Origin of the sequence: Lysinibacillus sp. K60 (genome assembly GCF_019731275.1) — a bacterium.
Taxonomy (GTDB): domain Bacteria; phylum Bacillota; class Bacilli; order Bacillales_A; family Planococcaceae; genus Lysinibacillus; species Lysinibacillus capsici.
The window spans coordinates 229,566-254,833 of record NZ_JAASJR010000007.1; the positions used below are offsets into that span (position 1 = coordinate 229,566).

Sequence of the window (25,268 nt, forward strand, 5' to 3'; positions counted from 1 at the left end):
CACTTTTCAGTTATTTTGGAGCTGCTTCCTTGCTGGGTTGAGCGCTTTCTCCTCACTTTGGAGCGGGTTCCTGAATAGTTTGAGCGCTTTCTCCTCACTTTGGAGCGGTCACCTGACTAGTTTGAGCGTTTTCCTCTCACTTTGGAGCGGGCTCCTTCTCACTCAGGATCACTTTGGAGTCACGAATCCCCCCTTTTAGCTAGGCATAGGAGTGTAAGCCGGCAATGACTAGATTGACAAATACTTGGTTAAACACAATAATGCCGAAGCCGATAATGGCCAACCAGGCTGTTTTTTCCCCTTCCCAGCCTTTGGATAGGCGGAAATGGAGGAAGGCAGCGTAGAATAAAAAGGTAATTAATGCCCACACCTCTTTCGGGTCCCAGCCCCAATAGCGACTCCAGGCAATTTGCGCCCAAATCATGGCGAATAGCAGGCCACCTAATGCAAATAATGGGAAGCCGATAACAACAGCCCGATAGGAAATTTCATCCATTAATTGTGGCTGTACGCGGCTTGTCCATGGCTTTAATAAGGCACTCACTGATTTTCTTGTGATGAATCGAATGACACCATATAAAATAGTCCCCACGATAAATGCCCAGACAATCGAGTTTAATTTCTTGGCATCTATTTTATTTGTGATTTCCACACCACCGATTGCTTCGCCCTTTTCGGTGACGGCTCCTTTACTTACAATCAGGGGCATCATGGAGTAAGTAGCTTTTTCCTGCTGTCCCTGTGCATTATCGAATTGTACCTGCACCTCTTCTGTGGCAAGGCTGAAAAAAGTAGATACGCCGATAAAGCCAATGACAACCACCAAACAATACAATACAAACTCAAGCCCATATGTACTGATAGATTTTTTGGAAACATCCAGCGTTCTTAATAAATAAATTAAACCTGTAGCAAAGGATACAGATAAAATGGCACTAGAAAAGGCCACAGTCATGACATGAATCGTTAACCAGTGACTTTGTAATGATGGAACAAGCGGCGATACTTCCTTCGCAAAAACGCTTCCATAACCAAGGATGATTAAGGATACAGGAATCGTGAATAAGCCAACCACGATTTGCTTATATAAGAAATGGATAATTAAGTAACTTCCTGTAAGCATGATGCCAAAGAACGTCATAAATTCATACATATTACTGACAGGCGCATGGTCAACCGCCACCCATCTGACAACAAAGTACACGAGCTGTAGGGCAAAGGCTATATAAGTGAGCAATAGGCCTAGCTTACCGAATGTTTTTCTCTTTGATTTGACTGCTAGCCCTAATGGCACAATAGCAATGAGTAGTAGAATAAAGGCAATAAATAAGGCATTGCTACTAATGGATAATAAACTTTCTTGATTCAATAGAATCCCTCCAACGTCTCTTTTTCGGAATATGCTTCCAAATACTAAGAACGTTATAGCGTGTGAGAAGTGCCATGTTTTCCCTTTAAATATATTTATTTTTTCGAATTGTTACATTTTTATGACATAGAAATGAGGATGTGCTTGGTAGGTTCAATCATTATGTAGAGGGAACGATAAAATACCCCATTAAATGGAAAACGACTGTATCAAAAAATGGTATGCCTCTATCTACATCTTACAAAAAATTGTAATAAAAGTCTATTTCTTTTTCTATCTACATGGGACAATAATGATGCGCACAAATGACATAACGTTATGTTTCATAAACTGGAGGCTTTTAATGAAACAAAATATTTATGATAATCCGATATTTTTTCATCACTACAAGACATTGAGACAAAAAGCAACTAATTATAACCGTCTTTTGGAGCAGCCCACGATGAAGGCTTTACTTCCACCTTTGACAAATTTACAGGTACTCGATATTGGCTGTGGTATGGGGGATTTCGCCAAGTATTGTATCGACCATCAAGCCAAGCACGTAACCGCATTAGATGTTTCGAGCAATATGCTGTCCGTCGCTAAACAGGAGCATGCCCACCCACAAATTGACTATCAGCTACAGGCAATAGAGGATTATGAAGCTCCTTCGGCTAGCTTTGATTGTATAACCAGCTCCCTATCTCTTCATTATGTCAAAGATTTCGATGCGGTCATTGGTCAAATTGCTCACATGCTCCGTCCTAACGGTGTATTTATTTTCTCGGTGGAGCATCCTATTGCTACAGCTCGTCATACAACGGATGATAATTGGGTATATGACGACAATCTTCAACGTCTACATTACGCTGTGGATCATTATCAGGAAGAAGGCTTGCGTGAGCAAACATGGTTGGTGGATGGTGTTGTTAAATATCATCGCACCATAGCGACGCTGGTCAATACATTGATTGCTCATGGATTAACGATTGATAGTATTGTAGAACCAATTCCAAGCACAGCAGCCATTCAACAGCTTCCTTCTATTGAAAAGGAGCTACGCAGGCCATCCTTTTTATTCATCAAAGCGAAAAAATAAACGAAAGCCTCACCCTATGTTTGTGGTGAGGCTTGTTTCATATAAATAATTTCTGGGTCTCCCTCATCCAAATTGTCGATAAAACCGCTTTTGACAAAGCCTAGGTTATGAAAAAGCTGGTGCATACGCCTATTGGACTGATTTGTAGAGGAGAAAACCTTTGCTGTTTTAGCCATTTGGATATAAGCGATCATTAAGGCAGAAGCGATCCCCTGTCTGCGCTCGGATGGCTTGACAATGACTAAGGAAATAAAGCTATAGCCAAAAAAGTCATTGCTAAATAACAAAAACCCCCCAACGGTATCGGTGGATTGGTATAGCAAACAGCGTTTCTCTTTAATAGCTTGCTGAATTTCTTCCACTCTGGATGAATCTCCAATCACTTCTTGATCGATTGTACAAAGCGCCTGTAAATGCTCCATTCTTGCTTCAATTACATTGTGGCTCAATTTTCAGCCTCCTTCATATAATAGCTCATCACCTTTAGCTCATCTCGAAGTCCCATTGCCTGTATGCCTTCATCGACAAAGCCACATCGCTTATAAAGTTCTTGAGCAGCTCTATTTGGTACATTGACCCCAAGCACCAGCTCATTGATGTATGGGAAATGCTTGCGAACAAAGTCAGGCAATAATTGGAGTGCTGTCTTGGCATAGCCTTTGCCCTGCTCATAAAAATCAGTGGAAAAGGAACGGATTAATAGCGCCTGTTCATTGGAGGAGTAAGGCATCACCCCTTCTTTTTCATGTAAGACAAAGAACGTGACTAGCTTGTTACTGTCCATTGCTAAAATGGCATGCCGACTATTATCCTGCTTAGCAAGTGCAATGCTTTCTTTTGGAGACTTTGTATAGCGTAGCTGCTCTTTAGTTAGCGTGTATTGTTCTACTAAATTTTGTGCTTTGTCCTCATAGAACATGAGCTGCATAGTCACTCGAATTCCTCCTCGTAAATAGCGGTGAATTCATAGTCTCCCTCTATAAGTTGCTGTAAATAATCCTCAAACGAAGCTGCAATCACCTCAAAGCTATCAGGATCATGTACATAACGAACCACCTGGCCAACTTGTCCCGCTTCATTTGGCGTAAAATCAATATATAGGCTTGATGTTCCCCCATTATTCATACAATCTGCAAAGCAGAGCCGTTCATTTAACGGGACATGCATATTAATCTTTTCATCTACTTCCACATACGCTAAAAATTCCTGATAGCGCTCATAAATTGTTTCACGTTTGTCATGATAATCTTTCACGATTTGCTCCACCGACTTTAAATAATATGGATAATCCCCTAAATCAGAGCCTAGCACTAGAACACAGATCGTTTCTTGCCCATGCTGACAATAATATGTACCATTGACATCCTGTAATAGCTCCACCAAAACTTGTGGGCAGTTCGGAAATACTTCTAACAAGGCCTGAATTTGTGCCTCTGAAGCACCAAAAGCCTGTTGTAATTGTTGCTGCTCTTCTTGTGGTAAGTATTGTAATAAATTCGCAAAATATGTTGTGCGCATCTTAATCCCTCTCTCTCTTTAACTATGACATATTTCAGCATAATTTCTTCCATTCTCTTAGTCCCTCATGCTACTATGGAAGTATGCACAAAAAAGGGGTGGGTTTATGAGTGTGAAAGATGCAGTAGACGTGAAAATATTACCAACAATCGTAGGGTTGTAACGCTACTTGCAGCCCTTATACAAGGGAGAATATAATAATGGAAAACTATTTGACAACATTTTTAACAGGGCAATCGATCACTTTACAGCAAATGACTGCTGCTGACCTAGAGGCTTTTATAGCAATCGAAAGCGAATTCACCTCTTTACTACTTGCTAATGATGAGATTCCCTTTCCACAAACTGTAGAGGATCACACCGCTTTCTTTAACAGTATCAGCGGAAAGAAGGAGGAATACTTTTTCGGTATCTATGAAAAAGCGTCACATCAGTTAATAGGCTCCTGTGGCGTTTATGCAGTGAATTGGCAAAATAGCACTTGCTCAGTGGGCATTTCAATTGGGAAAGAGTGGCACGGCAAGGGCTATGGCACGGATGCAATGAAAACGCTTATTGATTTCATCTTCCAATATATAGCTATTCAGAAAATCAAGCTTCAGGTTTTTAGCTTTAATCCAGCAGCTATTCGCTCCTATGAAAAATGTGGCTTCACAAAAGAAGGCATTTTACGCCAAGAAATCTTCCGCTTCGGTACATTCCATGACGTAGTTTTATTTGGCCTCTTACGCTCGGAATGGGAGAGGAACTAACTAAATAGCACAACAGAGATACTATGATCGCTGTAGTATCTCTTTTTTTGTTCAGTCCTCTTGCCACACGCGTGTTACTTCCTGTAAGGATAGACCTTGAAAGGCTAATCGATAGATATCTGGCATACTTAACGTTTGCCAAAATGCATAATCGTACTGGGCATCAAAATATTGCATCATCAATGCCATGATATTACCATGTGTACCGATAACGACAGACTCCTCTTGATGAGTAAGAAGGATGCGCTGCAAACTTGGAATGGCACGAGCCATCGCCTGTTGATTGGACTCTCCACCTGCCCATGCAAAGCTTGGCTCCTGCCACACCCGTTGCACTGCTGCATGAAAATCCTCCAGCTTCCCAGTAGCAAGTTGTCTTTCTTTTAAAGCATCTATCGTTTGGATGGGTAAATGACGCGCCTGTGCAATCCCCTCCACTGTTTGAATGGCTCTTCGATAGGGACTAGCATAAACGGCATCGATTCGATAATGCTTCAAAAGATTTGTGACACGCTCTGCATCCCATTGTCCCTGAGCAGATAGTGGACGATGATATTCATCCTCTGAATAATGAGCATGTGCGTGTCTAACAAAATAAATTTCAGTCATCTGTTTCTCCTCTTTAATATTAACTAAATGAATCTACCAAATTCCCTCTTGCTATTGCAGCGTGTATGTTTTGCTGTAGCGCTGACTCCCAACGGAAATTTCCAGTTGAACGACCTGTAAATCAGGGGTGCTCGATTCATTAATAGCTATTCGATCATAAAATCTATAAGAAAATACGTAATTGAATCCGTTAAGTATTGCTTAAACAATTCTTTTGTGGGGAAATGCATCATGGCTATCAGTCATTGCAAATCATGAGGTTCCTCCACTAAATCAAACATAATGAGCAGTATTTCCTCTATTTGAAGAGGTTTGTAAAAGACGAATCTTACCTGCCTTTAAGAAAGCTTAATAGGTCTCTCTTTTTTCCAAAGATAAATTCGCTTCATCACCTCTTCTCTTACCCATTATTCCATTAATTTCAAAAATTCTCAACATTTCACCATAGACAATGAAATGTCCCCATTTCTAAACAACAAAAAAGGGAATTTGCTAAAATGTGACAAGATATGAATTCCGCGCTTAATTATCGGAAAATTCAATCTCCAATCACAACTTTTTTCTTAGTATAAAAGACTTAATACCGCTCTGTTTTCCCCTTAATATTTTCTAAAACAAAGAATGTGAATAACCCTATCCAGCGCATGAATAGGGTTTTAAGTCATGCATTAAATTCTATAAAAGGGGAATTACACAGTAATTTTTATCTATAATACATAAAAAATTTCAATCAATCTAAATAGTATGAAGTACCTTATCTATGACTAAATTACGAATTTGAGAAACGATACACAATATGACATTTTTTTTAATATAAGTGATATACAATGAAAAAGTTGAATCGAGGTCATAAAAATTTATTTCAAGAATATGGATAAAAAATTAGGAGGAAAATATCTTGGTTAACTTATTACTTAAACAATTCTTGAAGGCGGAAATTGAGATCAAACGAAGAATTATGTATAAAAAAGCAAAGGATCTTGGTTTCACCCACCCTATTGTAGTAGATTACAGTCAAGAATTGGATGTCTTACTTAATAGATATTTAAAACAAGCACAAGCTTCCTAATCATAACGAGGCATATAATAGAAGAAAGAATAGATATGATAAAGCCAGTCATGTTTTATTGGCGGTTTTATCGGGGATGATACATGCATTCACCTAGCCATTTCTCAGAATGTATAGAGAATGAAAAAGTAGGCGATGTTTTTGATAAGAAAACATTTGGAGGTTGAATGATGCACGTATTCATCTTAACTTTTATGGTTGTTTCCAAAATATTAATGCCACCTCAACATTCAGTAGACCAGACAACACCCACACTTTGCACACCAACTGAAATAAATACACTATATCAATATCCAAACAACCAATTTCAATCGTTTCGTGATGAGGACAAATTTTATCAGCAGCTTAATCGTGCGATTTATGAGGAATATACCAATGCTTCATTGAATATTCGTCAAAAGATGGCTTTTAAAGATGTAGCAAATGCGACAAAACGTTTTTATTTACAAACAGATGGTAAACAGGAAACAATAGACCTCTCTCAACATACTTTTATTCATCCCAATCGACAAGTTTATTTTTTAGCATCCTTTCAGCACAATACCGATGAATCCTATCGCAAATTTCTTGTCATCGACGCTGAAACACAAGAAGTAATACTGGGACATTCGCATTTTCAAGAAAGTTCCAAGCACCTTTAATTCATTGTATGCACACCATGTAGATTCTAGTAGTCATTTCAAAAAAATAGAAGTAAAAATTTCTTAACAATTGAAAAGCTTGCGATGAATGACGAACATGCATCGCAAGCTTTTTTTACTTGAATTAAGCTAAACTTTTTTGTTGAATGGCTACTGTGACTTCTTCTATTAATTGCTGTAGTGACTTATCATTGGAATTTTGCTGACCATGTCTGCGAACAGCTACAGTTTGGTTGGCAACCTCACGATCACCGATAACCACAATATATGGTATTTTTTGCAATTGGGCTTCTCGTATCTTTTTGCCGAGCTTTTCTTGACGGTCATCTAATTGCACACGGATGTCTGCTTGTTGTAAAGCTTCAACAACTTGCTTGGCATAGCCTTGATGTGCCTCAGCTACCCCAATCACTTGGACTTGCTGTGGTGCCAGCCAAGTTGGGAATGCTCCGCCAAAATGCTCGATTAAAATACCTAAGAAGCGATCAATTGAGCCAAACACTGCACGATGGATGACAACAGGTCTCACCCTTTCATTGTGCTCATTAATATACGTTAAATCAAATTTCTCTGGTAGCTGGAAATCAAGCTGAACCGTTGCACATTGATGACTGCGCTGAATCGCATCTTTAATATGGATGTCAATTTTCGGTCCATAGAAAGCCCCGTCCCCTGCATTAATTGTATAGGCAATACCTAAATTGTTTAGGACATTTTCAAGTGCTGCTTCTGCTTGATCCCACAGTGCCAAATCACCCATATAATCATCTGGTCGTGTCGATAATTCAATCGTATACGCAAATCCAAAGACGTTGTACACTTCATCTATAATCTTTAAGGCCAGTGCAATTTCATCCTCAATTTGCTGTGGTGTTGCAAAAATATGGGCATCATCCTGACAAAAAGTTCGTACACGTAACAGACCATTCAAGGCGCCACTAAATTCATGTCGGTGCACTTGCCCAAATTCTGCCATACGTATAGGTAAATCCCGATAGGAATGTAAGGCATTTTTGAAAATCAGCATATGCCCAGGACAGTTCATCGGCTTTAAGGCAAAGCTTTGGTCATCCACCTGTGTGAAATACATATTGTCCTTATAATGATCCCAGTGACCTGACTGCTCCCATAAACGTTGGTTCATCATCAGCGGTGTTCGTACTTCCCTATAGTCATATTTTGCTTGTAAATGTCGCAAATACGATTCCAGTTCATTGCGTAAAATTTGACCATTGGCTAAATAGAAGGGCATGCCAGGTGCTTCCTCTGAAAACATAAATAACGATAGCTCTTTACCTAGCTTGCGATGATTTCGCTTTTCTGCTTCCTCCAAGAAGATAAAATGATCGCGCAGTTCCTCTTTTGTCGCAAAGGCAACGCCATAAATACGCTGAAGCATTTGATTCTTGCTATCGCCTCGCCAGTAAGCGCCTGACACATGCATTAATTTAAAATGCTGTAATTTGCCTGTAGACGGGACATGTGGACCACGACATAAATCATAAAAATCTCCCTGCTCATAAATCGTAACTAGCTCATCTACAGGAATTGCCTCCAACAGCTCTAGCTTTAACGCATCATGGGCGAATAATTGCTTTGCTTCTTCACGTGAAACCTCGCGTCTATGAATCGGGATATTTTCCTGTACAATTTGTTTCATTTTCTTTTCAATTTGCTGTAAATCACTCGGTGTCAGTGTATCGGCAATATCTATATCATAATAAAAGCCATTTTCAATGACTGGTCCTACTCCAAATTGTGCATGTGGATAAAGTCGTTTAATTGCCTGAGCTAATAAATGGGCCGTAGAATGGCGAATGACCTCGATCCCTTCCTTTGAGCTTGCATCGTACAATGTAATTTGTGCATCTTCCATAATCGGGCGCGTCAAATCAATGATGGTTCCGTTAACACTCCCTGCGACTGCCTTTTTACGAAGCTCTGGACGAATCGCTTGTGCAATATCGGTTAGTGTCACACCTTTTGTAAATGCTTGTTGTTGACCATCTGGAAATTGAATGTGAATACGTTGATTTGACATGTTTCTCTACTCCTTTTAGTAATAAAATCAATTACACCTTGGCATAATTGTGTAGATAAAAAAAACACATATCCGCCCCTAAGAAGGGACGAGTATGTGTTGATTACCCGTGGTTCCACCCAAATTCCCACTAGTTTATAAGCTAGTGGCTCATTGATTTTGCTGTAACGCCGCAAAAAAACGGTGCAAGTTTCCAAGCACGGCTCCAAGGTAGTAAGATGGGAATACGACATTAGGAAGCTTGCAGCCAAGGCCTCCCTCTCTATAAATGGTTAATCGCATCTCTTGTCCTTATCATTGCCCATTTCATTTTGTATGAAATTGTTAATTACTATAACGAATAGTGAATTCTTTGTCAAACACTAAAAAAGAAAAAAATTTAGCGACGGACTTGCAATGGGCGTTCTGGACGTTGAACACAATAGTGACAATGCGGGTCATTACATGCCTCCTCTTGCCACTCATTACACATCGCACAAAAATAACTATCAAACGTGTCATCATAGATGATGGAATTTTGACAACTCGGGCATTGTTGATTTTTTTGAATCGTACCGCTGATTTCTAGCCCATCAATAATCACTATATCTTCGCGCTGTTCAATTCGCATTTTATTATTAACTCCTAATGATTTTTCACTTCTAAGGTCTCATCTTCAGTTTGCCATTCTACATGGATCATTGGCTTTGTTTCTCGTTTAAAGATTTTCTCACTTTCTTTTTTTGTGAAGGAATAATAGCCATCTTTATTTAACTGAACATCACTTAAATTTTGGGATTCTTTTGTCCCCTCAATTGTAATTTCTAAAGGCCCCAAATCATCATCATCTCCCAGATAAAATAAGCGTAAGCCCACCTCACCATTACTATGATAGATGGCTTTCCAATGCTCACTTTTGGCGATATAATGTATCTCCTGCTTGGGGCTTTGACAAGCTGTCAATAGGATGATGAGGGCAAGTGGAAACATCCATTTTTTCATTAAATATCCCCCTAACCTTGTATGGTGATAGCCCACCCTGTCGGCTTTTCTTCAAAGGCATCCTCGTATTCTGTAAAAACAAAATGAAGTCCCCTTAAATCATCTGGCAAGGGTGGTGTCACCACATACGTACTGCTTTCATGTCCATTTGAGCCACCTGTACCTTTACTTCGGCATTCATAGGACGCATCAATGTATAGACCAAAATGTTTTCGTTCTAATTTTTGCTGAATCGTTAGCTGAGGTTCTTGCTGCTCATCCCAATCGATTAATAATTGCACCACACTTGCATTGTCATATTGACGAACATAAGAAACCGTATACAAACGCTCTCCCTTTGTTACCGTTTTCAATACAGGGATATAGTGACGGAAGCCTGAAGGTTCTACCTTTGAAGTATAGTATTTTTCTGATTTAATCAACTGGAAGAACAACGCTAAAAAAGTATCATCGAAACCATATTGCTGTGCCCATTTCGAAATGGTATCATCCGAAGGCAAGCCTGGAGTAAGAGCAGCTTGCTCTTTTCGTTGCTGCAAAAGTGTACATATTTGCTCATCTATTGTGACAAGCCTTGAATCATTGTATTTGCTATGTTGTTCGGACATCTATATCCTCCTTCCTCCTGCTAGTCCGTCTTCTTTCTATACGTTATTTTCCGCAATTGGTTCCATAAACAGCCTATTTTTACTTGTAAATACCAAAAAAGCTATCCAATACATTGGATAGCTAGTTCGCTAGCATATCATTGTGCCAGCTAGTCGAGTCTGATAATTGATATGTAACCATATTGGCTGTCACAGCGAGAATAACACCCGCTCGGGACATATGAGAGGTATTTGGCTTTTCTAATACAAGGACCACGTAGCCCTCTCCACGTCCTTGCTCATCAAGCGCATTCGTCGCATTGATTTCAAAGGTGGAATACGTTTGCTCATTCGTTGCATACAGAAGTCGTTCTTCATCATACACGCCATGTTCTTTTAAATTATAGCTGACAGGCATCCACCCTTCAGACCATTCAATACTGCCTATCATTTCTCGTTTCCTTCTGGCAAGACGTCCAATGGAATACCTAAAATATATCTTCATAATCGCTTGATTGTCTTCATTTTTCCCTTCACAAGTGGCTGTCACTTCAAGCATAATATCATTTTTTGAAAGCTTTTTCATAAACACTAAAGTCACAGTGACAACACAGATAATTAGTACTATACCCAAGATGATAAATGCCATTAGGTCCCTCCTAGTATCACAATTGCTGTTAATACAATATTACCATGTTCTAGGAGAGATAGGAGCTTTTCACCAAACAATCTTAGAAATTGACACAGGCATAAAGGATAAGACAAAAAATGATTATTTGTTGGCTTGAAGCTCAACTGTAAGCGTAAAAGGAATTTTTAAGTATTCATAGTGTATCGTTACTTTCTGGTTGTTAGATGCTAGAACTTGAACTGCATAATGCTGTGGCTGCTCGCCAATAGCTTGTTGATTTATGTATCGTTGAGGTACGATCGTTCGCTGTGCTAATTTATGAAAAGATAGTTGATCATTTCCCTCTAGCTTTGTTTCCGCCTCAAAAGGTTCTGACTTACTTATTACAAGCTTCGCGTTATCAGGACGCTGATCATTCACCAGTATTTCCTTCAGCTTAATTTCACGCAATCCAGTATTTTCAAGTGCGATGATTTTGATTGCTTCATTGCCTTGTTTGCTGCTATAGCTTTGAATAACAAGTGGTGGATTGCTCTTGAGATAAATCATAAAGATTGCCCCGACCACAAGCACACTCAGTACTAAAATAAATAGTATTTTTTTCATACTTTCCCTCTCTTTCCTCCCAACTAGTATAACAAAAAACAACCTGACCTATTGACAGTCAAGTTGTTTTTGTAAACGTATTTCATCTCGTATTGGAATACCATCATTACCAATGAGTGGGATAGAAGGCTTATAGGCTCTTGCTTTTTCAACTGCATTACGCAGTATTTCTATTAAACAATAGCCTCGTTTTTGATAGAACTTTAATGCATGTAAATTATCGTTTGTTGTAATGAGTGATATGCTTGTACAGCCCTGCTCCATTGCTGCTTGTTCTACCGCTTTCACAAGAGCAGAACCGATACCTTTCCCCTCAACCTTACTATCTAACGAAATGATTTCACAGTCCTCTTCCCGCACGATATAGGTGATTAAACCGATCATCATTTGTTGCTCATTCATAAAAGCAAAGCCCGCTAATTCACTACAATCATAAATGCCACTGGAAATGACCATCTCCGTTGAACCCCAATGCTCCTGAAAAAATTCGCTTACAGTTTGTTTTGGTAGTTGATGTATGGCAATAATCGTCATGTTATAAACTCCTTCTTAAATGGAAATATGAAAAACCCCTGCAATCGCTTTTTGTATGCCTAAAAATATAGCCCAGGATAGCACACCAAGTCCAATAGCTAGCACAATATGTACGGAGGATTTCATCGCCATGTAAATCACAAATAGCATGCACATCGTTGCAGGCAAGCCAACGATAACGCCTACCGTAAAGCGTTGAATATGCTCACTCGACTCACTTTGCACTGTCAGCCAAATAATGCTTAAAATACTCACCAATGGCAACGCAGCAATAATTCCTCCATAGGTAGGAAATCGTCGTGCAACCTCCGTCACAACGCCAATGATGGCTGCTGAACTCAAAATTTTAAAGAATGTATACATTATTTTGCCACCTCACTTAGACGTCGAAACGCCTGTAGAATGGCTTGCTGCTCCTGCTCAGTTAGCTGATTAAGGGCATGCTGTAGCTTATCATCATCTAGCTCCGAGTTTTTCTTCAACACTTGTAGCCCTTCCGCTGTCAAATGTAGCATGACCTTACGCTGATCGTCACTTGCACGCTCCTTCATCACCCAGCCATGACGCTCTAGCTTTTTCACATGCTCTGATGCCGTATTAGGAGAAATATTTAGTAACCCTGCAATATCACGCACCGTCACTTCCGCTTCCTTTTGAATCATTTGCAAAATACGCACACTTTGATGGGAAATAACATCTTCATGGGTTGTATGTAGATGATAGAATATCGTTGTAAAATAATCATTTATATCTTTAATCATTGTAATAGCTCCTTTAATATATCGTTCCACACGATTATATCGTATATGACGATATATTAAAAGCTACCTCGTTAAAGTTTATATTTTCAGATATTTTTCTTCAGTAAGCTTAGCATTTGATAGCCATCTGAGGGTAATCCTGCATAGGGCTTATACCAGTTTGGATAAATTAGCGGGACTGCTGTTGCAAGAAATTGAAAAGTATTCCAATAAAAAAGGCCATTAAAAAAATAGTGTATCCCTGCATAATCAGTAAAATAACGGGCTAGATAGCTGGCACAAAGTAATACTGCTAAAGTCATGATAGGACCACCCGCTATAAATCCAAGCGACTGCTTGCGCGTTAAGCTACTCCCTTTTTGCGGGGTACAGAAGCCAAAAAATCCCCATCGAATATGGAAATGTATACGACCTATACGCAAGTTTTCAGGAAAATTTTTTGCCCCCAAATAAACATGGGCTCGTTCCTTTGAACATACTATAACACCCAATGCATGCCCAATTTCATGCAACAGTGTGGAGATTGGTATGCCTACTACATATAAAAGCATAAAGGATAGAATGGACATCACAACTCACCCCCTCCCAAATATACTATCTATTTTTCATAAACATCTATCTTTCTGCGTTTCTTGCTAAATCGTATCAATGAGTACTTGTGAACACTCTCCTTCTACAGTATTATCACTCTAATCTGAATTTAATTTTGGGCATCCTATGTTTTACTTTCTCTATTTTTTAGTAGGTGGCACAAAATATGAAAGAAGATACCTTTCATACTGTTCTTCAAAACACGGTATTTGGAGCGGTTGGCATGCTATTATTTACTGTGCTCCCCTTCCTCCTAACAGGCTGGTTTAAACCAGGCATTTCTGTTATGAGCGCGCTCGCTGTCTATGCCCTATTTATGCTTTCTGCAAATATATTTTATCCATGTTTGCCTAAAGAAAAGGAGCTGCCTTTTGACAGCTCCTCAATGATTGCCTACCCTTTGATTATTTTCACATAAACACCCTGCTCAAATCTTTCCAAAGCACAGGCATTCATTGCTTTAACATGGTTAGATACCTCGCTCGCCTTCCATAGTCGCTGTTGATGATAGACAGCTGGATCGATGAGTCGCACTTTATTACGAAAATGAATGTCATGATTCTCTTGTTCTTCTCTTACCTCTACATTTTCATGTAATTGTTGTAAAAGAGCTTGAACGTCTTGATCATGTGAAGCCTTCACCAGCTGCAATACTTCATGATCAGTCTTTAGGAAATCTTCAAGCGTTAGAATTTGTTTTGCTAGCGACAGTTTTAATACATTCGCTAACGAACTAGTCGCATAGATATTTAAAGGGTGCAAGAAAAAATCTAACACTTCCTGATAATAAATTTTCACAAACCATTCTGCACGCTCAATCGTTTTAACACACAATTTCCCCTGAAAAACGAATAAGTCCTGTAAAAATTTTTGGATATCTTCCAAAGTTAAATTTCTATAAAAATACATATCTCTTAATGTATAATCTATACGATCCGCACACAATGCTGGAGCAGGTTGTTCAAGTAACGACCACCTTGATGTATCGAGTATGTTCTCAACCTCGTAGCCATATTTTTCTAGAATCGCAGGTATCGAAGACTGTTTGATAACATCCATGAATATTGCTTCATGATAATCTTCCGCCTCATTTTCAAGGACAACATCCACAACATGGGAAAAAGCGGTATGGGACACATCATGTAATAAGCCTGCCACCTGCTCCTGCAATGAACCGCCAAACTTTCTAATAAGCAGCATGACACCTACAGAATGCTCAAATCTTGAAATAGTCCACCTGCTATTTACTAGAAAGCCTGCCCCAGCCTGATGAATTTCCTTTAAGCGTTGAACTGGCTTACTTACAATCAATTCCTCTAACAAACCATCTATTTCGAACTCCCCATATAAGGGATCACTAATCAGCATTTATATTCTTCCGACTAATCACAAAGACTCCACCACAATGCGATAGTGGGTAAAAGGTTAACTCACAAATTTTCTGTAAGGCGACCTTTAGCTCCTCATGGACAAAGTAAAATTCATCCTCATCCCAGTATCCCTTGCTATCTTGACGACATTGCTCCAGCTGCTCTCTTGTCTGGAAAGCTACATCGCCAATTAAAATTTTCCCTGTTGGTGATAGGTGCTGTAATAATTGTGTGATATACAAAGCCTTTTGCTCATCTGTAAAATGATGGAGCGCATACGTACTAATAATCGCATCATAGGGCTGCTGCAATAGCTCCTGTGGCAAGCCATTCATTAAATCCCACTCCATTAAGTGGGCATCTGGCATTTTTTCCTTGGCAATGGCAATCATGTTCGCTGAAAAATCAAAGCCATAAATTGAATGCCCATGTTCATAAAGCTTCGCCGTTAATATCCCTGTACCAAAGCCAATATCTAAAACAGTGGAAGCAGGAACAGCCATCACTTCATTGAAAATTTTATTTAAAATCGCTTTATAGCCTGCAAATGGATATTGATCCTTTTCCTCACTGTGTTGTACCGTTTGATCATATCCATCGGCCCATAAATCAAAACCTTGTTTATTTAATAGCATAGTGCCTCCTACAATGTATAAATTCTCCAAGCATTCATTAATTTACGTTCAGTCATCTGTTTCATCATAAATCCCCTTTCATTAACCAATTCAGTCCATTATACCAATTTATTACCTTTCCAACAATTCAGAAAATAAACATTGCTTTATCATTTATCAAATTGTCAAAAGCTGTTTTAATAACGATATTTATTTAAATTAAAATAAACATTTTGGATAATGTTTCAATAAAAATTCCCAAAACATTACCACACTCCACTTTCTACGATATAATAATTATATTGGGTAGTTAAAATATAAAAAGGAGATGACTTTATGCAAGGTACAAACAAAAAGGCGTTGTTATGGATTAGCGTTATAATGAGCGTATTGTCCATCTTCTTTGCATCTTATGATTCTAACAAATTTGGAGCCCCATTCCCCTTTATAAGTTACATCGGTGAGTATGAGTTATCATCCGCAATTGCTTTATTTACTAAAAATGGCATTACTCAAATTCACTTTAATATACTTTATTTCTTTATAAATGTTACACTAGTTTACTTTATCCTTTTTTACGGTAGAAATATAATTAATTCATTAAAATCAATTAAACAATCCTAATTCATATACATCAAGATTACCAAAATCAGCCTAACAAAAGAAAAATGAATAGTATCCTACATATAATGAAGATGGAAATGATTTATTATAGACAAATAATTTCGTCTAATAAATTTGCATGAACCTTTGCATCTTATCCCATTGTAAAGGGAGTAAATTTCAAAACAATTCAAGAGCAATTAGGACAATCACATGTTACTATATCTATAGACACTTATAATTTTTAACAAATTAATGTAAATTGGTCGCCTTTTTAATTCAACTTATTATAAAACCTCATGTAAATCCATATAAATCAACGTTTCCTTTAAAGGAGGGATCGAAATGATCGCATTCACTTGTAATGCATGCTCTAGAACGACTTCTTTAGGTCAAAGAGGTCAAGATTAAGTTATAAACTAACAGAAATTGAATGATCTCTTTAGGCCAAAAAGTAATCAAATAGCCTAATAAACAGGAGAGATTTCAAATGGAACAACAAACAATTCAGCCGTTTTTAACGGTTGCCAACTATCATTTACTAGAACAGCAATTAAATAAAATTTTACATGCACTGACAACAACAAAGGATAAAAACGTTATCCTAGCAGTACGTGGCCTTGTTGATACGGAGGTAACAACAAAATTAGCATTATCAGAAGCAGAAACAATGCTGATTGACCAGCTTTTTGCTGTCACAGATCGTGCACAAGGTGATGCATTTTTAGAGCAATTAAAACCATATGTCATCCCGTTCAAGCCGGTGACCGCTAGTACGCTTAAAGCCATATTTAAAAAGGAAAAGAAGCTCAAGCTACCAAATCTAGAAGCACTCGATTTTCAGCAAATTTGTTATCTTGCTTGGGATGATGCTGGCACACATCGAAAATATGTTGTCCTTGAGCAAAATGGGCAGCTAAAAGGGATCAAAGGGATATTTGCTAATAACACGGTTCGCGGCATTTGTGCTATCTGTAATCGCCATTCAGATGTAGGCTTATTTACTACGTCCATTAAAGGACAGGTGGTAGGCACGTTTACCAACCACAGTAATTACATTTGTGCAGATAGTCAAACATGCAATGAACATGTTACGGATATGAACAGAACACTGGAATTTTTCGAGCGTATAACTCAAAAATAAATGAACGAAGGCAGAAATGTTGTGCAAGCAACATTTCTGCCTTTAAACTTTATTTAAAAGGTCAATTTTAGGGTATAGAGAAATGTTATCGGTTGGGATTACGATCAATAAATTTCTCTATTTCATCCGCTAATCCGTAGACAAGATGGAAATAGTGTTTTTCCGTCATGACACCCTTTTTTCGCCATTTTTGCATTTCTTCTTAATGAAATTGATAAAAATAGCCTTCTACATCTCTTCTAGCAATTCCTTTTTTCTCCGCCATCTCTGCAATAGAAAGACTTTTCCCCCACTCTTGGTCGTATTCCTGCACTGTCATGCCCCAAAATTTACTTATAGCTTCATAATCATATTTGACATGGTATACAAGAATACCTTCCTTATTTTCTTCAGCATATACGGTTGTAAAAAATAAGAAAACTACGATAAATAAAAGCATATACACTTTATTGCCATTTTTCATTTTGGAACCCCCATACTTTTTGAGGTTAATGTTTGTGGTTCTCGTCATTACTATATGAATGAAAACGTGGAAGTCATGAAGCTTTTATGCCAAGGAATGCTGTAATACCAGGTCTTGTCGTTAGTTATGTAATACAAAATGGAGCATGATACTATTCACGCAAATTTTCAATTCTACGTTCTTATCCATCGATAACGCTTGTCTAAAATCAATTAAGTCCTTTTCCTCTACATGAATCATTTTCGCGACACTATCCGTGGAAAACATGTATTCCTTGATGAGATCATTCAAAAGCAATGCGGCTCTTTCCCTTGCATCAAAGCCTTCAAAGCCAGCACATAACATAGCTATTTTTCGTTCAATCTTATCCAGCTGCTCCGTCGTAATGCTTCCCTTGTTATTCAATAAACTATCTAGCTCCTTCATTGGTAAATCAAATATTTTTGCAAGTTGCTGATGATTGAAACTAAATTTTTCAGCCACTTCTTGAATTTGCTGTTTCAGATAATCGTATCGGGAAATATTCGTGACAAAAGATACTTCTGCCCTATCCTTCCATTTTTTCACAGTCATAACCCTCTTTTCACAATTAATTATTCAAAATGAAACTATATTAAAAATCAGGACGCCATAAAAGTGGCAGTATTAATAAAAAAAACGGAAATCATAATGAAAGTGGTAGTGCTTTTAGGGGATAAAGACTTAATAACCCTCCCTAGAATTTTAGCCAACGAATTCAAAAGAAAAAACCAACTTTATGATAAAAAGCTGGTCTAGTCATTCAATCATTTATTGTGCCTTGCTGTTTTTCATCTTCATATAGAGCCAGAAAAGATTGGCTATTTCTTCAGCTTCATATTTATAAATTGTTTCAGCAAAAGAAGCACGAAATGGCTGTAACATGATCTCTAAAACACTCATGCGGGGTGTTTCTCTCTTCATTTCATCCAAAAGCAAGCTAGAAAGTTCGAGTGATTTTTGTGGAAGTTCGATTGTCGAGATTTTTTTACAAAATTTCTCTAATTTCTCTTGTATTTGTTCACTGGTGATGGACTTATAGGCTAAATCCTTTTCTAACAAAAACATTTCCTGTGGTTCTAATAAAATTTCTCCACTCTTAATCATTTCTGGGAGAAAACTTTCTACATATTTCAATGACCGAGTAACCACTTTTTTTAGATCTATCGTCATATTAGTAGCCAAATTCCAATAAAAAGATAAATATTGGAATGTGCCAAAAAAGACGACCGCACACTCATAATAATAGTGCTTTCCTTCTTCTCCATAAATATCATAGAATCTGTTTTTTAACCAGGTAATTTCATGAAAGCGATGTTCCGCAAGAATTTCTTGCAACTCTTCATCATGCAAAAAGGAGATTTCTCGAAATAAAGGCATTAAATTATATTTTTCTTTAATTTTTAATGTGGCGATTAATTGTTCAATTAAAACGTCAACATCATCTTTTTTCTTACCAACTAAAATTTCCTCTTTTAAAACATTTCGTTCTTGGCGATTTTGCTCTAATACGGCTTTCAGACATTCATTTTTAGATGAAAAATAATTATAAAATGTACCTTTTGAAATATTTGCCTTATCTAAAATATCCTGAACCGATGTATGCTGATACCCTTTTTCAGTAAATAATTGTAATGTTGATTCGATAACGATTTGTTTACGATCCTTCATACATTTCTCCAATCTCTAAACACAATAACGAACTGACTACAATTATACTAGGAAAACTAGATTTCTTAAACTATGTAAATTTGATGCAAGAGTCCTCATTAGGTTTTTCTAAAATGTATGGATAGTAAAAAGCCTTCTGCACAGACTACTTTTCAGGAGGTGATATTTAATGGCGAATAATAACAACAACCAAAATTTCAACTCAAAAATTCCTAATGCAGCTCCAAACGCAATGAATTCAATGAATGTTGAATTCGGGAATGAGACTGATGTTAATCAAATCAGACAGCAAATTCAACAAGCTGAGGCTAAAAAGCAACAGGCTTCTGGTTCTATGAACGCAATGAAATCAATGAATGTTGAATTTGGGAATGAAACTGATGTTAATCAAATCAGACAACAAATTCAACAAGCTGAAGCTAAAAAGCAACAGGCTTCTGGTTCTATGAACGCAATGAAGTCAACGAACGTTGAATTTGGGAATGAAACTGATGTTAACCAAATCAGACAACAAATTCAACAAGCTGAAGCTAACAAAAAATTTGCTTCTGGTAAATTTGCAAACGAAAATAATTCAAAATAGCTTTCATTCAACATCCGCAGCCGGCATCCTTGCCGGTTTTTTGTTTCTCGGAAAATTTTAGTTGATTTCTTCAAGATAAAATTCTCGCTTTAGATGTTGATTCAAGTAAACCGAATTTACATACATCTACAATGATTCGATTGAAGTTATATCAATTTGTTTTTTTAAAAAAATTTTTTGCTTCTTCTATTTGCTCCTTTGGTAGCGTCCGCAGTAATTCTTCTTCTAACCATGCTATTGTTTTGCTTCTTAAATAATTACGCATGTGTTCTTCCGCTTCCAGCATGACACTATTGATCGTACAGTTCGTTTGACTTGAACAAGATTCACACTTTTGTTTTTTATTTTGATAAGCAAAATTCGCTTTAATATTCTTACACTGAAATATCGGCTCTTCACCTTCAACAGCTCGCACAACATCCCAAAATGTAATATCCTCAGGCTTTCTATTGAGTCGATAACCCCCTTTTACGCCAGATACCGAGCTAACGATGCCTTCCTTGGACAATTTCCCTAAAACTTTTGAAAGATAGGTCTCCGATAATCCTTGAAATTCTGATAAATCCTTTATTCCTATACTTTCATTTTTTGGTACATCAATTAAATAAACAAGACTGTGTAGGGCATATTCAACCATCACACTATATTTCATTATTCCACCCTCTTAAAACATTTTGCTTACCATGATAGTAACACATTTTAGCCATACATAAATGAATCAGTTTGACAAACGAAAATGAAAAGCGTATATTGTAGACAAATTTAATCAACGATTAAACTAATCGGCGATTAGTAACAACTTTATTTAACTGGAGGATTTTTATGCGTAAACTACTTGTGGTAAATGCACACCCTGAAGTGGAATCCAAGACATCTTTGAGCCTTCAAGTATTGGACCATTTTCTAGGGACATATAAAGAAAATAAACAGAATGATGAAGTAATTGAGCAAATTAATCTATATGAAGATGTTGTTCCGATGATAGATAAAGTTGTTTTAAGTGGCTGGGAACATTCTCGAAATGGAGATCCTTTGACACACGGAGAAAATGAAGTTTTGAAACGCATGAATGAAATTTTAGTTCAATTTAAAAGTGCAAATAAATACCTAATCGTGATGCCTTTGCATAATTTTAATATTCCTTCAAAGCTAAAGGATTATATGGATAACATTCTAATTGCGCGAGAAACATTCAAATATACGGAAAATGGTTCTGTGGGCTTATTAAATGATGGAAGGAGCATGATACTCATACAGGCAAGTGGTTCAATCTATACAAATGACGATTGGTATACCGAAGTGGAGTATTCTTACAAATACCTTAAATCAATGTTTGCCTTTCTTGGAATAGAAGATTTTAAAATTCTTCGTGTCCAAGGAACAGCCTTATTGAATACAGAAGATGTCTTGCAAAATGCACTTTATCAAGCGAATCAATTATCAGTTGAATTAGCTAATAAATAATGGAGGGATTCACAATGACACAACGTATGAATTATTATGAAGTTGCACCAGATGCTATGAAGATAATGATAGAAATGGACAAATACACTAAAAAAAGTAGTATTGAGAGAAAACTTCGTGAGCTTATTAAAATTAGAGCTTCTCAAATTAATGGCTGTGCCTATTGCATCAACATGCACACTGCTGATGCTAAGAAAATGGGAGAGACTGAACAGCGTTTATACTGCATTAGCGCTTGGAGAGAATGTACTTTTTATTCAGATGCTGAAAAAGTAGCATTAGAATTAACGGAACATATTACGCTTATTCCAGATAAACGCGTTCCTGATGAATTATATAAACGTGTTCGCAAGCATTTTGATGAAAAGGCTTATGTCGATTTGGTTATCTTGATTAATCAAATTAACAGTTGGAATCGAATTTCTATTGCTATGGGCAATGTTGCGGAATAATAAATGGCTGCCTTAACAGGTAGCTATTTTTCTTATAGTAGTTTGATATCAATTTGAGTCGTACTTTCATCTGTCAGTCCCCCTATCTCCCTTTAACAAAATGTAACTTTAGGAAATAAAAAAATTTCCCGGGTAAGCGCAAGAAAAGACAAATTCAATCCTACATTCCTCCATCAAACGACTGATTTCTTCATTATCTTGCTTTTAAAAATACTAACAGAAGGAATTATGGGGTAGTTTACCTGTTCAATAATTATTTCCTGTTGAGTAGGTTCATCTTGAATACCTTCAATACTAAGTAATCCGTGATATTCCCCATCATCTCAAAATTTCAGGGTACATGCTTTCCGTTACCTCCCCCTCTCAGTATTGCGTTTTCACACAAACTCCTTAAAAAAAGTCTTTTTCTTTAAATATTAAAAAGCCATACCTTGTTAGATGTGACTCTCTGAATTAATTACTTCGTCGTAAACTCTACAGGAAAAATCTCAAGGGAGAATTTTCGTTTACAGAGAGGTACATTAATTTTAAGTCCTGAAGATACAGAAATGTTACTAGCTGAAATACCAATGCATATTAAAATTATTACTGTACAAAAAAACTTAGACAAAAATGGTTTGAGTTTTTTTGGTGTATGTGAATCCTTTAATTTATTAAAATATTATAGGTGTGTAACTTTTTCTCCAAGTCTCATATTTCGTTAGAATTTCGTTATTATTACCGCAATGTTATAAGCTGAGGTTTAAAAAGTACGCAGAGTTGAAGAGTGGTTGGAGTAGTAGCTACACAGTTTATATCATTACTTTCACTTGAACAAAACAAAAATGTGCATCAAATGCCATAAGCTAAATACTATTATTTTATGTCAACAATTATTCTCGCTACTCTATATTCACCTTCTATCTCTATCGCCATATTGCTATCAATATCATTCGTAATTTCCACTTCCCTTATTTTATATATATTTGTTCCGATATTTAGTCTGTAACCCTCTTCGTGTTTTGTAGGTAAATCTGTTGTTTGTTCTTTTATTTCTCCGATTTTTTCTTCTATTTCATCATTTGGGATAGGTTCATTAGTAACAATATAATTATGACCATTCCAATTAAATACAGGGAAAGAAATATTGTCTTGATTTCTTTCATTGCACCCTGTTAACAGAAGAAAAGTAACTAAAAATAATAAAATTGGTCTTTTTATCATATTTGTTCCTCCATCAAAAAAGATGATGGTATTAACCACATTTCTTTTGAATCTTTTTATTTTTTAGTATTTTCATATTACCCTATCTACACCAAAAACAGCTGACGATTCCATCTACTATAATCTGCATGAATATGATAACCAGCAGAAGCAGATTGGGCTGCACTTACTGATTCAAAGCCATATGATACACTTACTCCAAATGAAACAGATTTTGTTACACTAAAATAGTATCACTATTTACAACCCTTTCACCGAATCAATATATGTTAGGGCTATCATTTATCATTCAAACCTGTTAAATGAAAGAAACATTGAATATTACCCCTATCCCAAATATTGGGTTTATGATAACATATATCTGAATCTTTTAACTTTGGAAAATATGAAAGGAAGTGTAATAACCAGAGATGAAAAAGATATTGAAACCTTTGATTAGTGGTATTGTCATTGGTGCCCTCTCTCTAACTATAAATATAGATAAAAATGTATTAGCTAATGATATTGCAAATACATGTAAGTATGATTCGGCATCGAAGGTCAACCCTGATTATTCAACAATGAACTGTTTGTTAACCGAAACAGCACTGAGTTATAATGTTCCTCCTGAAATTGTGAAGGCAATAGCGGAAGGTGAAAGTGGAAATTGGCGTCATTTCGATATGAATGGTAAAGCGATTGTGACAGCTGATAATGGAATTGGCATTATGCAAATTACAAATCAAGCTGGCTACAATCAAGATAGACTAAAAAGCGATATTGTCTATAATATTCGAGCTGGTGTTGAGACTCTGGATGATATGTTTAAGCGGAAGGATTTGCCTAGCATCAACGGAGGGGAAAAAGATGTATTAGAACATTGGTACTTCGCTATCATGGCTTATAACGGTACTAAGCCAGTAAATAGTCCTTTTGTCCAAGCGACTGGTAAAAGAAATGCAAATGCCTATCAAGAAAGAATTCTCCAAATTATTGAGAAATTAGAATTAATAGACTTAACAGAGCTGCCTTTTAAACGCGAACATTTTCAATATGACTCTAACAGCAGGGAAAATATTAAATTTTCAGCGATGAACTATGATTTTGATTTACCATTAACAAAATCAAAGTACTTTTTTAAAACAAATCAAAAAGTTAGTGCAACAACTAATGTAACAGTTAGAACAAGACCTACTACGGATAGTCCTTCTATGGGTACTTTACGTAAAGGCGAAATTGTTACCATTACGGGCCCTTTTGAATATGAAGCAGTATCAACGAAGAAAAACCATTTTGTTTGGTATCCTGTGAAAAGAAATGATGGGACAGAGGGTTATGTAGCATCAAGTTATTTAAACTACTCAGCTTCAACGCCAACACCTACAACTCTAGTAGGTAGTATAAATATATCAAAGTTCGCTGATTACAAGGCAGACCAGTACTGGGCAGAGGATTTTCAATGGGCAGTCAACAAAGGTCTTATCAGCGGTTATCAAAACGTATACAACCCTGCCACAAAGAAATACGAAAACTTACTGAAACCAAACACAAATTTAACAGAAAATCAGATGTTATCTGTACTTTTCCGTTACTTTAAGTCAGATGAATTAGCTTCAACAAAACCTAGTTCTTCATGGAGTGCAGATGTAAACTATCAACTAGCGAGTAAGTATGCTCTACCAACGCTTGGTGGTAATTCAGCATCTAAACAGGTATATGCAGTCAAAGATATCACACGTGGTAATTTTGCTCGTATCCTAGCATCTATGCATTATGGAAAAACAGTATCTCAGCCAGAAGCCATCCAGTTTCTACGTGAATTCGACTTAACAACTACTAAAACGGATGCAGAGTTTAAACCAAATGATTCTCTCACAAGAGCGCACGCAGTGGCATTCTTCCACCGTTATGAGCAAATATTCAATAAATAAAT

General features: G+C 37.0%; 33 protein-coding genes. 11 read left to right on the forward strand and 22 right to left on the reverse strand.

What is annotated here, in order from left to right; genetic code table 11:
* Positions 1-199: 199 nt before the first annotated feature.
* Positions 200-1,369 (reverse strand): c-type cytochrome biogenesis protein CcsB, encoded by a 1,170-nt coding sequence (gene ccsB, locus HCH28_RS16650; RefSeq protein WP_112118749.1) that lies wholly within the window; start codon positions 1,367-1,369, stop codon positions 200-202.
* 343 nt (positions 1,370-1,712) lie between these two features.
* Here ccsB and HCH28_RS16655 point away from each other — a divergent pair, with 343 nt between their 5' ends.
* Complete coding sequence (locus tag HCH28_RS16655; RefSeq protein WP_221682303.1) at positions 1,713-2,450, forward strand: class I SAM-dependent methyltransferase; 738 nt, start codon at positions 1,713-1,715, stop codon at positions 2,448-2,450.
* A 14-nt stretch (positions 2,451-2,464) separates the two neighbouring features.
* On the opposite strand, the gene HCH28_RS16660 is transcribed toward HCH28_RS16655, so the two are convergent.
* Genes HCH28_RS16660 through HCH28_RS16670 form a run of 3 tightly spaced genes read right to left on the reverse strand, consistent with a single transcriptional unit; the run spans position 2,465 to position 3,968 of the window.
* The gene (locus tag HCH28_RS16660; RefSeq protein WP_221682304.1) at positions 2,465-2,899 is read right to left on the reverse strand and encodes a GNAT family N-acetyltransferase; all 435 of its coding nucleotides are present in this window, start codon (positions 2,897-2,899) and stop codon (positions 2,465-2,467) included.
* Positions 2,896-3,378, reverse strand: a complete 483-nt coding sequence (locus HCH28_RS16665; RefSeq protein ID WP_255601663.1) for a GNAT family N-acetyltransferase — start codon at positions 3,376-3,378, stop codon at positions 2,896-2,898. The genes HCH28_RS16660 and HCH28_RS16665 overlap by 4 nt, the downstream gene beginning before the upstream one ends.
* A gap of 2 nt (positions 3,379-3,380) precedes the next feature.
* Positions 3,381-3,968: an SMI1/KNR4 family protein gene (locus HCH28_RS16670; protein WP_221682306.1), complete on the reverse strand. Its 588-nt coding sequence runs from the start codon at positions 3,966-3,968 to the stop codon at positions 3,381-3,383.
* 200 nt (positions 3,969-4,168) lie between these two features.
* On the opposite strand from HCH28_RS16670, the gene HCH28_RS16675 reads away from it, so the two are divergent.
* A complete protein-coding gene (locus HCH28_RS16675; protein WP_221682307.1) occupies positions 4,169-4,720 on the forward strand; it encodes a GNAT family N-acetyltransferase in 552 nt (183 codons plus the stop codon).
* Positions 4,721-4,771: 51 nt separating this feature from the next.
* Here the strand turns inward: HCH28_RS16675 and HCH28_RS16680 are convergent, their stop codons facing one another.
* Complete coding sequence (locus HCH28_RS16680) at positions 4,772-5,329, reverse strand: histidine phosphatase family protein (protein WP_221682308.1); 558 nt, start codon at positions 5,327-5,329, stop codon at positions 4,772-4,774.
* 898 nt (positions 5,330-6,227) lie between these two features.
* On the opposite strand from HCH28_RS16680, the gene HCH28_RS16685 reads away from it, so the two are divergent.
* Together HCH28_RS16685 and HCH28_RS16690 are read left to right on the forward strand one after the other, a co-directional pair.
* Positions 6,228-6,398: an aspartyl-phosphate phosphatase Spo0E family protein gene (locus HCH28_RS16685; RefSeq protein ID WP_004230265.1), complete on the forward strand. Its 171-nt coding sequence runs from the start codon at positions 6,228-6,230 to the stop codon at positions 6,396-6,398.
* Between the two features lie 170 nt (positions 6,399-6,568).
* Positions 6,569-7,039 (forward strand): hypothetical protein, encoded by a 471-nt coding sequence (locus HCH28_RS16690; protein WP_221682309.1) that lies wholly within the window; start codon positions 6,569-6,571, stop codon positions 7,037-7,039.
* 124 nt (positions 7,040-7,163) lie between these two features.
* Here HCH28_RS16690 and thrS read toward each other — a convergent pair whose 3' ends face one another.
* The 10 genes from thrS to HCH28_RS16740 all read right to left on the reverse strand — a co-directional run bounded on the left by thrS (position 7,164) and on the right by HCH28_RS16740 (position 13,749).
* Positions 7,164-9,080, reverse strand: a complete 1,917-nt coding sequence (gene thrS / locus HCH28_RS16695) for a threonine--tRNA ligase (RefSeq protein WP_221682310.1) — start codon at positions 9,078-9,080, stop codon at positions 7,164-7,166.
* A gap of 379 nt (positions 9,081-9,459) precedes the next feature.
* A complete protein-coding gene (locus HCH28_RS16700; protein ID WP_221682311.1) occupies positions 9,460-9,690 on the reverse strand; it encodes a hypothetical protein in 231 nt (76 codons plus the stop codon).
* 14 nt (positions 9,691-9,704) lie between these two features.
* Complete coding sequence (locus HCH28_RS16705) at positions 9,705-10,061, reverse strand: hypothetical protein (protein WP_221682312.1); 357 nt, start codon at positions 10,059-10,061, stop codon at positions 9,705-9,707.
* An 11-nt stretch (positions 10,062-10,072) separates the two neighbouring features.
* Complete coding sequence (locus HCH28_RS16710) at positions 10,073-10,669, reverse strand: hypothetical protein (RefSeq protein ID WP_221682313.1); 597 nt, start codon at positions 10,667-10,669, stop codon at positions 10,073-10,075.
* Positions 10,670-10,790: 121 nt separating this feature from the next.
* Positions 10,791-11,297: a hypothetical protein gene (locus HCH28_RS16715; RefSeq protein ID WP_221682314.1), complete on the reverse strand. Its 507-nt coding sequence runs from the start codon at positions 11,295-11,297 to the stop codon at positions 10,791-10,793.
* A 123-nt stretch (positions 11,298-11,420) separates the two neighbouring features.
* Positions 11,421-11,885 carry a hypothetical protein gene (locus tag HCH28_RS16720; RefSeq protein ID WP_221682315.1) on the reverse strand — a complete coding sequence of 155 codons (465 nt, stop codon included), beginning with the start codon at positions 11,883-11,885 and terminating at the stop codon, positions 11,421-11,423.
* 48 nt (positions 11,886-11,933) lie between these two features.
* Positions 11,934-12,419: a GNAT family N-acetyltransferase gene (locus tag HCH28_RS16725; protein ID WP_221682316.1), complete on the reverse strand. Its 486-nt coding sequence runs from the start codon at positions 12,417-12,419 to the stop codon at positions 11,934-11,936.
* A gap of 15 nt (positions 12,420-12,434) precedes the next feature.
* Positions 12,435-12,782 (reverse strand): DUF3147 family protein, encoded by a 348-nt coding sequence (locus HCH28_RS16730; RefSeq protein WP_221682317.1) that lies wholly within the window; start codon positions 12,780-12,782, stop codon positions 12,435-12,437.
* Complete coding sequence (locus tag HCH28_RS16735; RefSeq protein WP_221682318.1) at positions 12,782-13,180, reverse strand: MarR family winged helix-turn-helix transcriptional regulator; 399 nt, start codon at positions 13,178-13,180, stop codon at positions 12,782-12,784. Before HCH28_RS16735 ends, HCH28_RS16730 begins: the two co-directional genes overlap by 1 nt.
* A gap of 86 nt (positions 13,181-13,266) precedes the next feature.
* Positions 13,267-13,749 carry a hypothetical protein gene (locus HCH28_RS16740; RefSeq protein WP_221682319.1) on the reverse strand — a complete coding sequence of 161 codons (483 nt, stop codon included), beginning with the start codon at positions 13,747-13,749 and terminating at the stop codon, positions 13,267-13,269.
* 188 nt (positions 13,750-13,937) lie between these two features.
* On the opposite strand from HCH28_RS16740, the gene HCH28_RS16745 reads away from it, so the two are divergent.
* Positions 13,938-14,189, forward strand: coding sequence for a hypothetical protein (locus HCH28_RS16745; protein WP_221682371.1), 252 nt, complete (start codon positions 13,938-13,940; stop codon positions 14,187-14,189).
* Here the strand turns inward: HCH28_RS16745 and HCH28_RS16750 are convergent.
* A complete protein-coding gene (locus HCH28_RS16750) occupies positions 14,165-15,139 on the reverse strand; it encodes an HD domain-containing protein (protein WP_221682320.1) in 975 nt (324 codons plus the stop codon). The two genes, HCH28_RS16745 and HCH28_RS16750, sit on opposite strands and share 25 nt — an antisense overlap.
* Positions 15,129-15,776, reverse strand: coding sequence for a class I SAM-dependent methyltransferase (locus HCH28_RS16755; RefSeq protein WP_221682321.1), 648 nt, complete (start codon positions 15,774-15,776; stop codon positions 15,129-15,131). Before HCH28_RS16755 ends, HCH28_RS16750 begins: the two co-directional genes overlap by 11 nt.
* A 1,072-nt stretch (positions 15,777-16,848) precedes the next feature.
* On the opposite strand from HCH28_RS16755, the gene HCH28_RS16760 reads away from it, so the two are divergent.
* Entirely contained in the window at positions 16,849-17,502 is a 654-nt protein-coding gene (locus tag HCH28_RS16760; protein WP_221682322.1) for a FusB/FusC family EF-G-binding protein, read from the forward strand.
* 202 nt (positions 17,503-17,704) lie between these two features.
* On the opposite strand, the gene HCH28_RS16765 is transcribed toward HCH28_RS16760, so the two are convergent.
* Together HCH28_RS16765 and HCH28_RS16770 are read right to left on the reverse strand one after the other, a co-directional pair.
* Positions 17,705-17,965 (reverse strand): hypothetical protein, encoded by a 261-nt coding sequence (locus HCH28_RS16765; protein WP_221682372.1) that lies wholly within the window; start codon positions 17,963-17,965, stop codon positions 17,705-17,707.
* A gap of 120 nt (positions 17,966-18,085) precedes the next feature.
* On the reverse strand, positions 18,086-18,532 hold the full coding sequence (locus HCH28_RS16770; protein WP_221682323.1) for an HTH domain-containing protein: 447 nt from the start codon (positions 18,530-18,532) through the stop codon (positions 18,086-18,088).
* 69 nt (positions 18,533-18,601) lie between these two features.
* On the opposite strand from HCH28_RS16770, the gene HCH28_RS16775 reads away from it, so the two are divergent.
* Positions 18,602-18,742, forward strand: coding sequence for a hypothetical protein (locus HCH28_RS16775; protein WP_221682324.1), 141 nt, complete (start codon positions 18,602-18,604; stop codon positions 18,740-18,742).
* 12 nt (positions 18,743-18,754) lie between these two features.
* Here the strand turns inward: HCH28_RS16775 and HCH28_RS16780 are convergent, their stop codons facing one another.
* Positions 18,755-19,654 carry a TetR/AcrR family transcriptional regulator gene (locus HCH28_RS16780; protein WP_221682325.1) on the reverse strand — a complete coding sequence of 300 codons (900 nt, stop codon included), beginning with the start codon at positions 19,652-19,654 and terminating at the stop codon, positions 18,755-18,757.
* Between the two features lie 169 nt (positions 19,655-19,823).
* Between HCH28_RS16780 and HCH28_RS16785 the strand changes: the two genes are divergently transcribed.
* The gene (locus HCH28_RS16785; RefSeq protein ID WP_221682326.1) at positions 19,824-20,237 is read left to right on the forward strand and encodes a gamma-type small acid-soluble spore protein; all 414 of its coding nucleotides are present in this window, start codon (positions 19,824-19,826) and stop codon (positions 20,235-20,237) included.
* A 151-nt stretch (positions 20,238-20,388) separates the two neighbouring features.
* Here HCH28_RS16785 and HCH28_RS16790 read toward each other — a convergent pair whose 3' ends face one another.
* Entirely contained in the window at positions 20,389-20,889 is a 501-nt protein-coding gene (locus HCH28_RS16790; RefSeq protein ID WP_221682327.1) for an Rrf2 family transcriptional regulator, read from the reverse strand.
* 170 nt (positions 20,890-21,059) lie between these two features.
* Between HCH28_RS16790 and HCH28_RS16795 the strand changes: the two genes are divergently transcribed.
* Together HCH28_RS16795 and HCH28_RS16800 are read left to right on the forward strand one after the other, a co-directional pair.
* Positions 21,060-21,701, forward strand: coding sequence for an FMN-dependent NADH-azoreductase (locus HCH28_RS16795; protein ID WP_221682328.1), 642 nt, complete (start codon positions 21,060-21,062; stop codon positions 21,699-21,701).
* 14 nt (positions 21,702-21,715) lie between these two features.
* Positions 21,716-22,153 carry a carboxymuconolactone decarboxylase family protein gene (locus HCH28_RS16800; RefSeq protein ID WP_221682329.1) on the forward strand — a complete coding sequence of 146 codons (438 nt, stop codon included), beginning with the start codon at positions 21,716-21,718 and terminating at the stop codon, positions 22,151-22,153.
* 855 nt (positions 22,154-23,008) lie between these two features.
* Here the strand turns inward: HCH28_RS16800 and HCH28_RS16810 are convergent.
* Positions 23,009-23,356 carry a hypothetical protein gene (locus HCH28_RS16810; protein ID WP_221682330.1) on the reverse strand — a complete coding sequence of 116 codons (348 nt, stop codon included), beginning with the start codon at positions 23,354-23,356 and terminating at the stop codon, positions 23,009-23,011.
* A 410-nt stretch (positions 23,357-23,766) separates the two neighbouring features.
* Between HCH28_RS16810 and HCH28_RS16815 the strand changes: the two genes are divergently transcribed.
* A complete protein-coding gene (locus tag HCH28_RS16815; protein WP_221682331.1) occupies positions 23,767-25,266 on the forward strand; it encodes an SH3 domain-containing protein in 1,500 nt (499 codons plus the stop codon).
* Positions 25,267-25,268 lie beyond the last annotated feature (2 nt).

What these genes read in the sequence shown, in the direction of transcription:
- HCH28_RS16755 (WP_221682321.1), bottom strand. Translation starts at nt 15,776, where the DNA reads ATGCTATTAAATAAACAAGGTTTTGATTTATGGGCCGATGGATATGAT.
- HCH28_RS16655 (WP_221682303.1), top strand. Translation starts at nt 1,713, where the DNA reads ATGAAACAAAATATTTATGATAATCCGATATTTTTTCATCACTACAAG.
- HCH28_RS16790 (WP_221682327.1), bottom strand. Translation starts at nt 20,889, where the DNA reads ATGAAATATAGTGTGATGGTTGAATATGCCCTACACAGTCTTGTTTAT.
- HCH28_RS16740 (WP_221682319.1), bottom strand. Translation starts at nt 13,749, where the DNA reads ATGTCCATTCTATCCTTTATGCTTTTATATGTAGTAGGCATACCAATC.
- HCH28_RS16785 (WP_221682326.1), top strand. Translation starts at nt 19,824, where the DNA reads ATGGCGAATAATAACAACAACCAAAATTTCAACTCAAAAATTCCTAAT.
- HCH28_RS16680 (WP_221682308.1), bottom strand. Translation starts at nt 5,329, where the DNA reads ATGACTGAAATTTATTTTGTTAGACACGCACATGCTCATTATTCAGAG.
- HCH28_RS16715 (WP_221682314.1), bottom strand. Translation starts at nt 11,297, where the DNA reads ATGGCATTTATCATCTTGGGTATAGTACTAATTATCTGTGTTGTCACT.
- HCH28_RS16795 (WP_221682328.1), top strand. Translation starts at nt 21,060, where the DNA reads ATGCGTAAACTACTTGTGGTAAATGCACACCCTGAAGTGGAATCCAAG.
- HCH28_RS16690 (WP_221682309.1), top strand. Translation starts at nt 6,569, where the DNA reads ATGCACGTATTCATCTTAACTTTTATGGTTGTTTCCAAAATATTAATG.
- HCH28_RS16705 (WP_221682312.1), bottom strand. Translation starts at nt 10,061, where the DNA reads ATGAAAAAATGGATGTTTCCACTTGCCCTCATCATCCTATTGACAGCT.
- HCH28_RS16765 (WP_221682372.1), bottom strand. Translation starts at nt 17,965, where the DNA reads ATGAAAAATGGCAATAAAGTGTATATGCTTTTATTTATCGTAGTTTTC.
- HCH28_RS16675 (WP_221682307.1), top strand. Translation starts at nt 4,169, where the DNA reads ATGGAAAACTATTTGACAACATTTTTAACAGGGCAATCGATCACTTTA.
- HCH28_RS16800 (WP_221682329.1), top strand. Translation starts at nt 21,716, where the DNA reads ATGACACAACGTATGAATTATTATGAAGTTGCACCAGATGCTATGAAG.
- HCH28_RS16725 (WP_221682316.1), bottom strand. Translation starts at nt 12,419, where the DNA reads ATGACGATTATTGCCATACATCAACTACCAAAACAAACTGTAAGCGAA.
- HCH28_RS16810 (WP_221682330.1), bottom strand. Translation starts at nt 23,356, where the DNA reads ATGATAAAAAGACCAATTTTATTATTTTTAGTTACTTTTCTTCTGTTA.
- HCH28_RS16710 (WP_221682313.1), bottom strand. Translation starts at nt 10,669, where the DNA reads ATGTCCGAACAACATAGCAAATACAATGATTCAAGGCTTGTCACAATA.
- thrS (WP_221682310.1), bottom strand. Translation starts at nt 9,080, where the DNA reads ATGTCAAATCAACGTATTCACATTCAATTTCCAGATGGTCAACAACAA.
- HCH28_RS16760 (WP_221682322.1), top strand. Translation starts at nt 16,849, where the DNA reads ATGGAACAACAAACAATTCAGCCGTTTTTAACGGTTGCCAACTATCAT.
- HCH28_RS16780 (WP_221682325.1), bottom strand. Translation starts at nt 19,654, where the DNA reads ATGAAGGATCGTAAACAAATCGTTATCGAATCAACATTACAATTATTT.
- HCH28_RS16750 (WP_221682320.1), bottom strand. Translation starts at nt 15,139, where the DNA reads ATGCTGATTAGTGATCCCTTATATGGGGAGTTCGAAATAGATGGTTTG.
- HCH28_RS16670 (WP_221682306.1), bottom strand. Translation starts at nt 3,968, where the DNA reads ATGCGCACAACATATTTTGCGAATTTATTACAATACTTACCACAAGAA.
- HCH28_RS16815 (WP_221682331.1), top strand. Translation starts at nt 23,767, where the DNA reads ATGAAAAAGATATTGAAACCTTTGATTAGTGGTATTGTCATTGGTGCC.
- HCH28_RS16720 (WP_221682315.1), bottom strand. Translation starts at nt 11,885, where the DNA reads ATGAAAAAAATACTATTTATTTTAGTACTGAGTGTGCTTGTGGTCGGG.
- HCH28_RS16730 (WP_221682317.1), bottom strand. Translation starts at nt 12,782, where the DNA reads ATGTATACATTCTTTAAAATTTTGAGTTCAGCAGCCATCATTGGCGTT.
- HCH28_RS16665 (WP_255601663.1), bottom strand. Translation starts at nt 3,378, where the DNA reads ATGCAGCTCATGTTCTATGAGGACAAAGCACAAAATTTAGTAGAACAA.
- HCH28_RS16745 (WP_221682371.1), top strand. Translation starts at nt 13,938, where the DNA reads ATGAAAGAAGATACCTTTCATACTGTTCTTCAAAACACGGTATTTGGA.
- HCH28_RS16700 (WP_221682311.1), bottom strand. Translation starts at nt 9,690, where the DNA reads ATGCGAATTGAACAGCGCGAAGATATAGTGATTATTGATGGGCTAGAA.
- HCH28_RS16735 (WP_221682318.1), bottom strand. Translation starts at nt 13,180, where the DNA reads ATGATTAAAGATATAAATGATTATTTTACAACGATATTCTATCATCTA.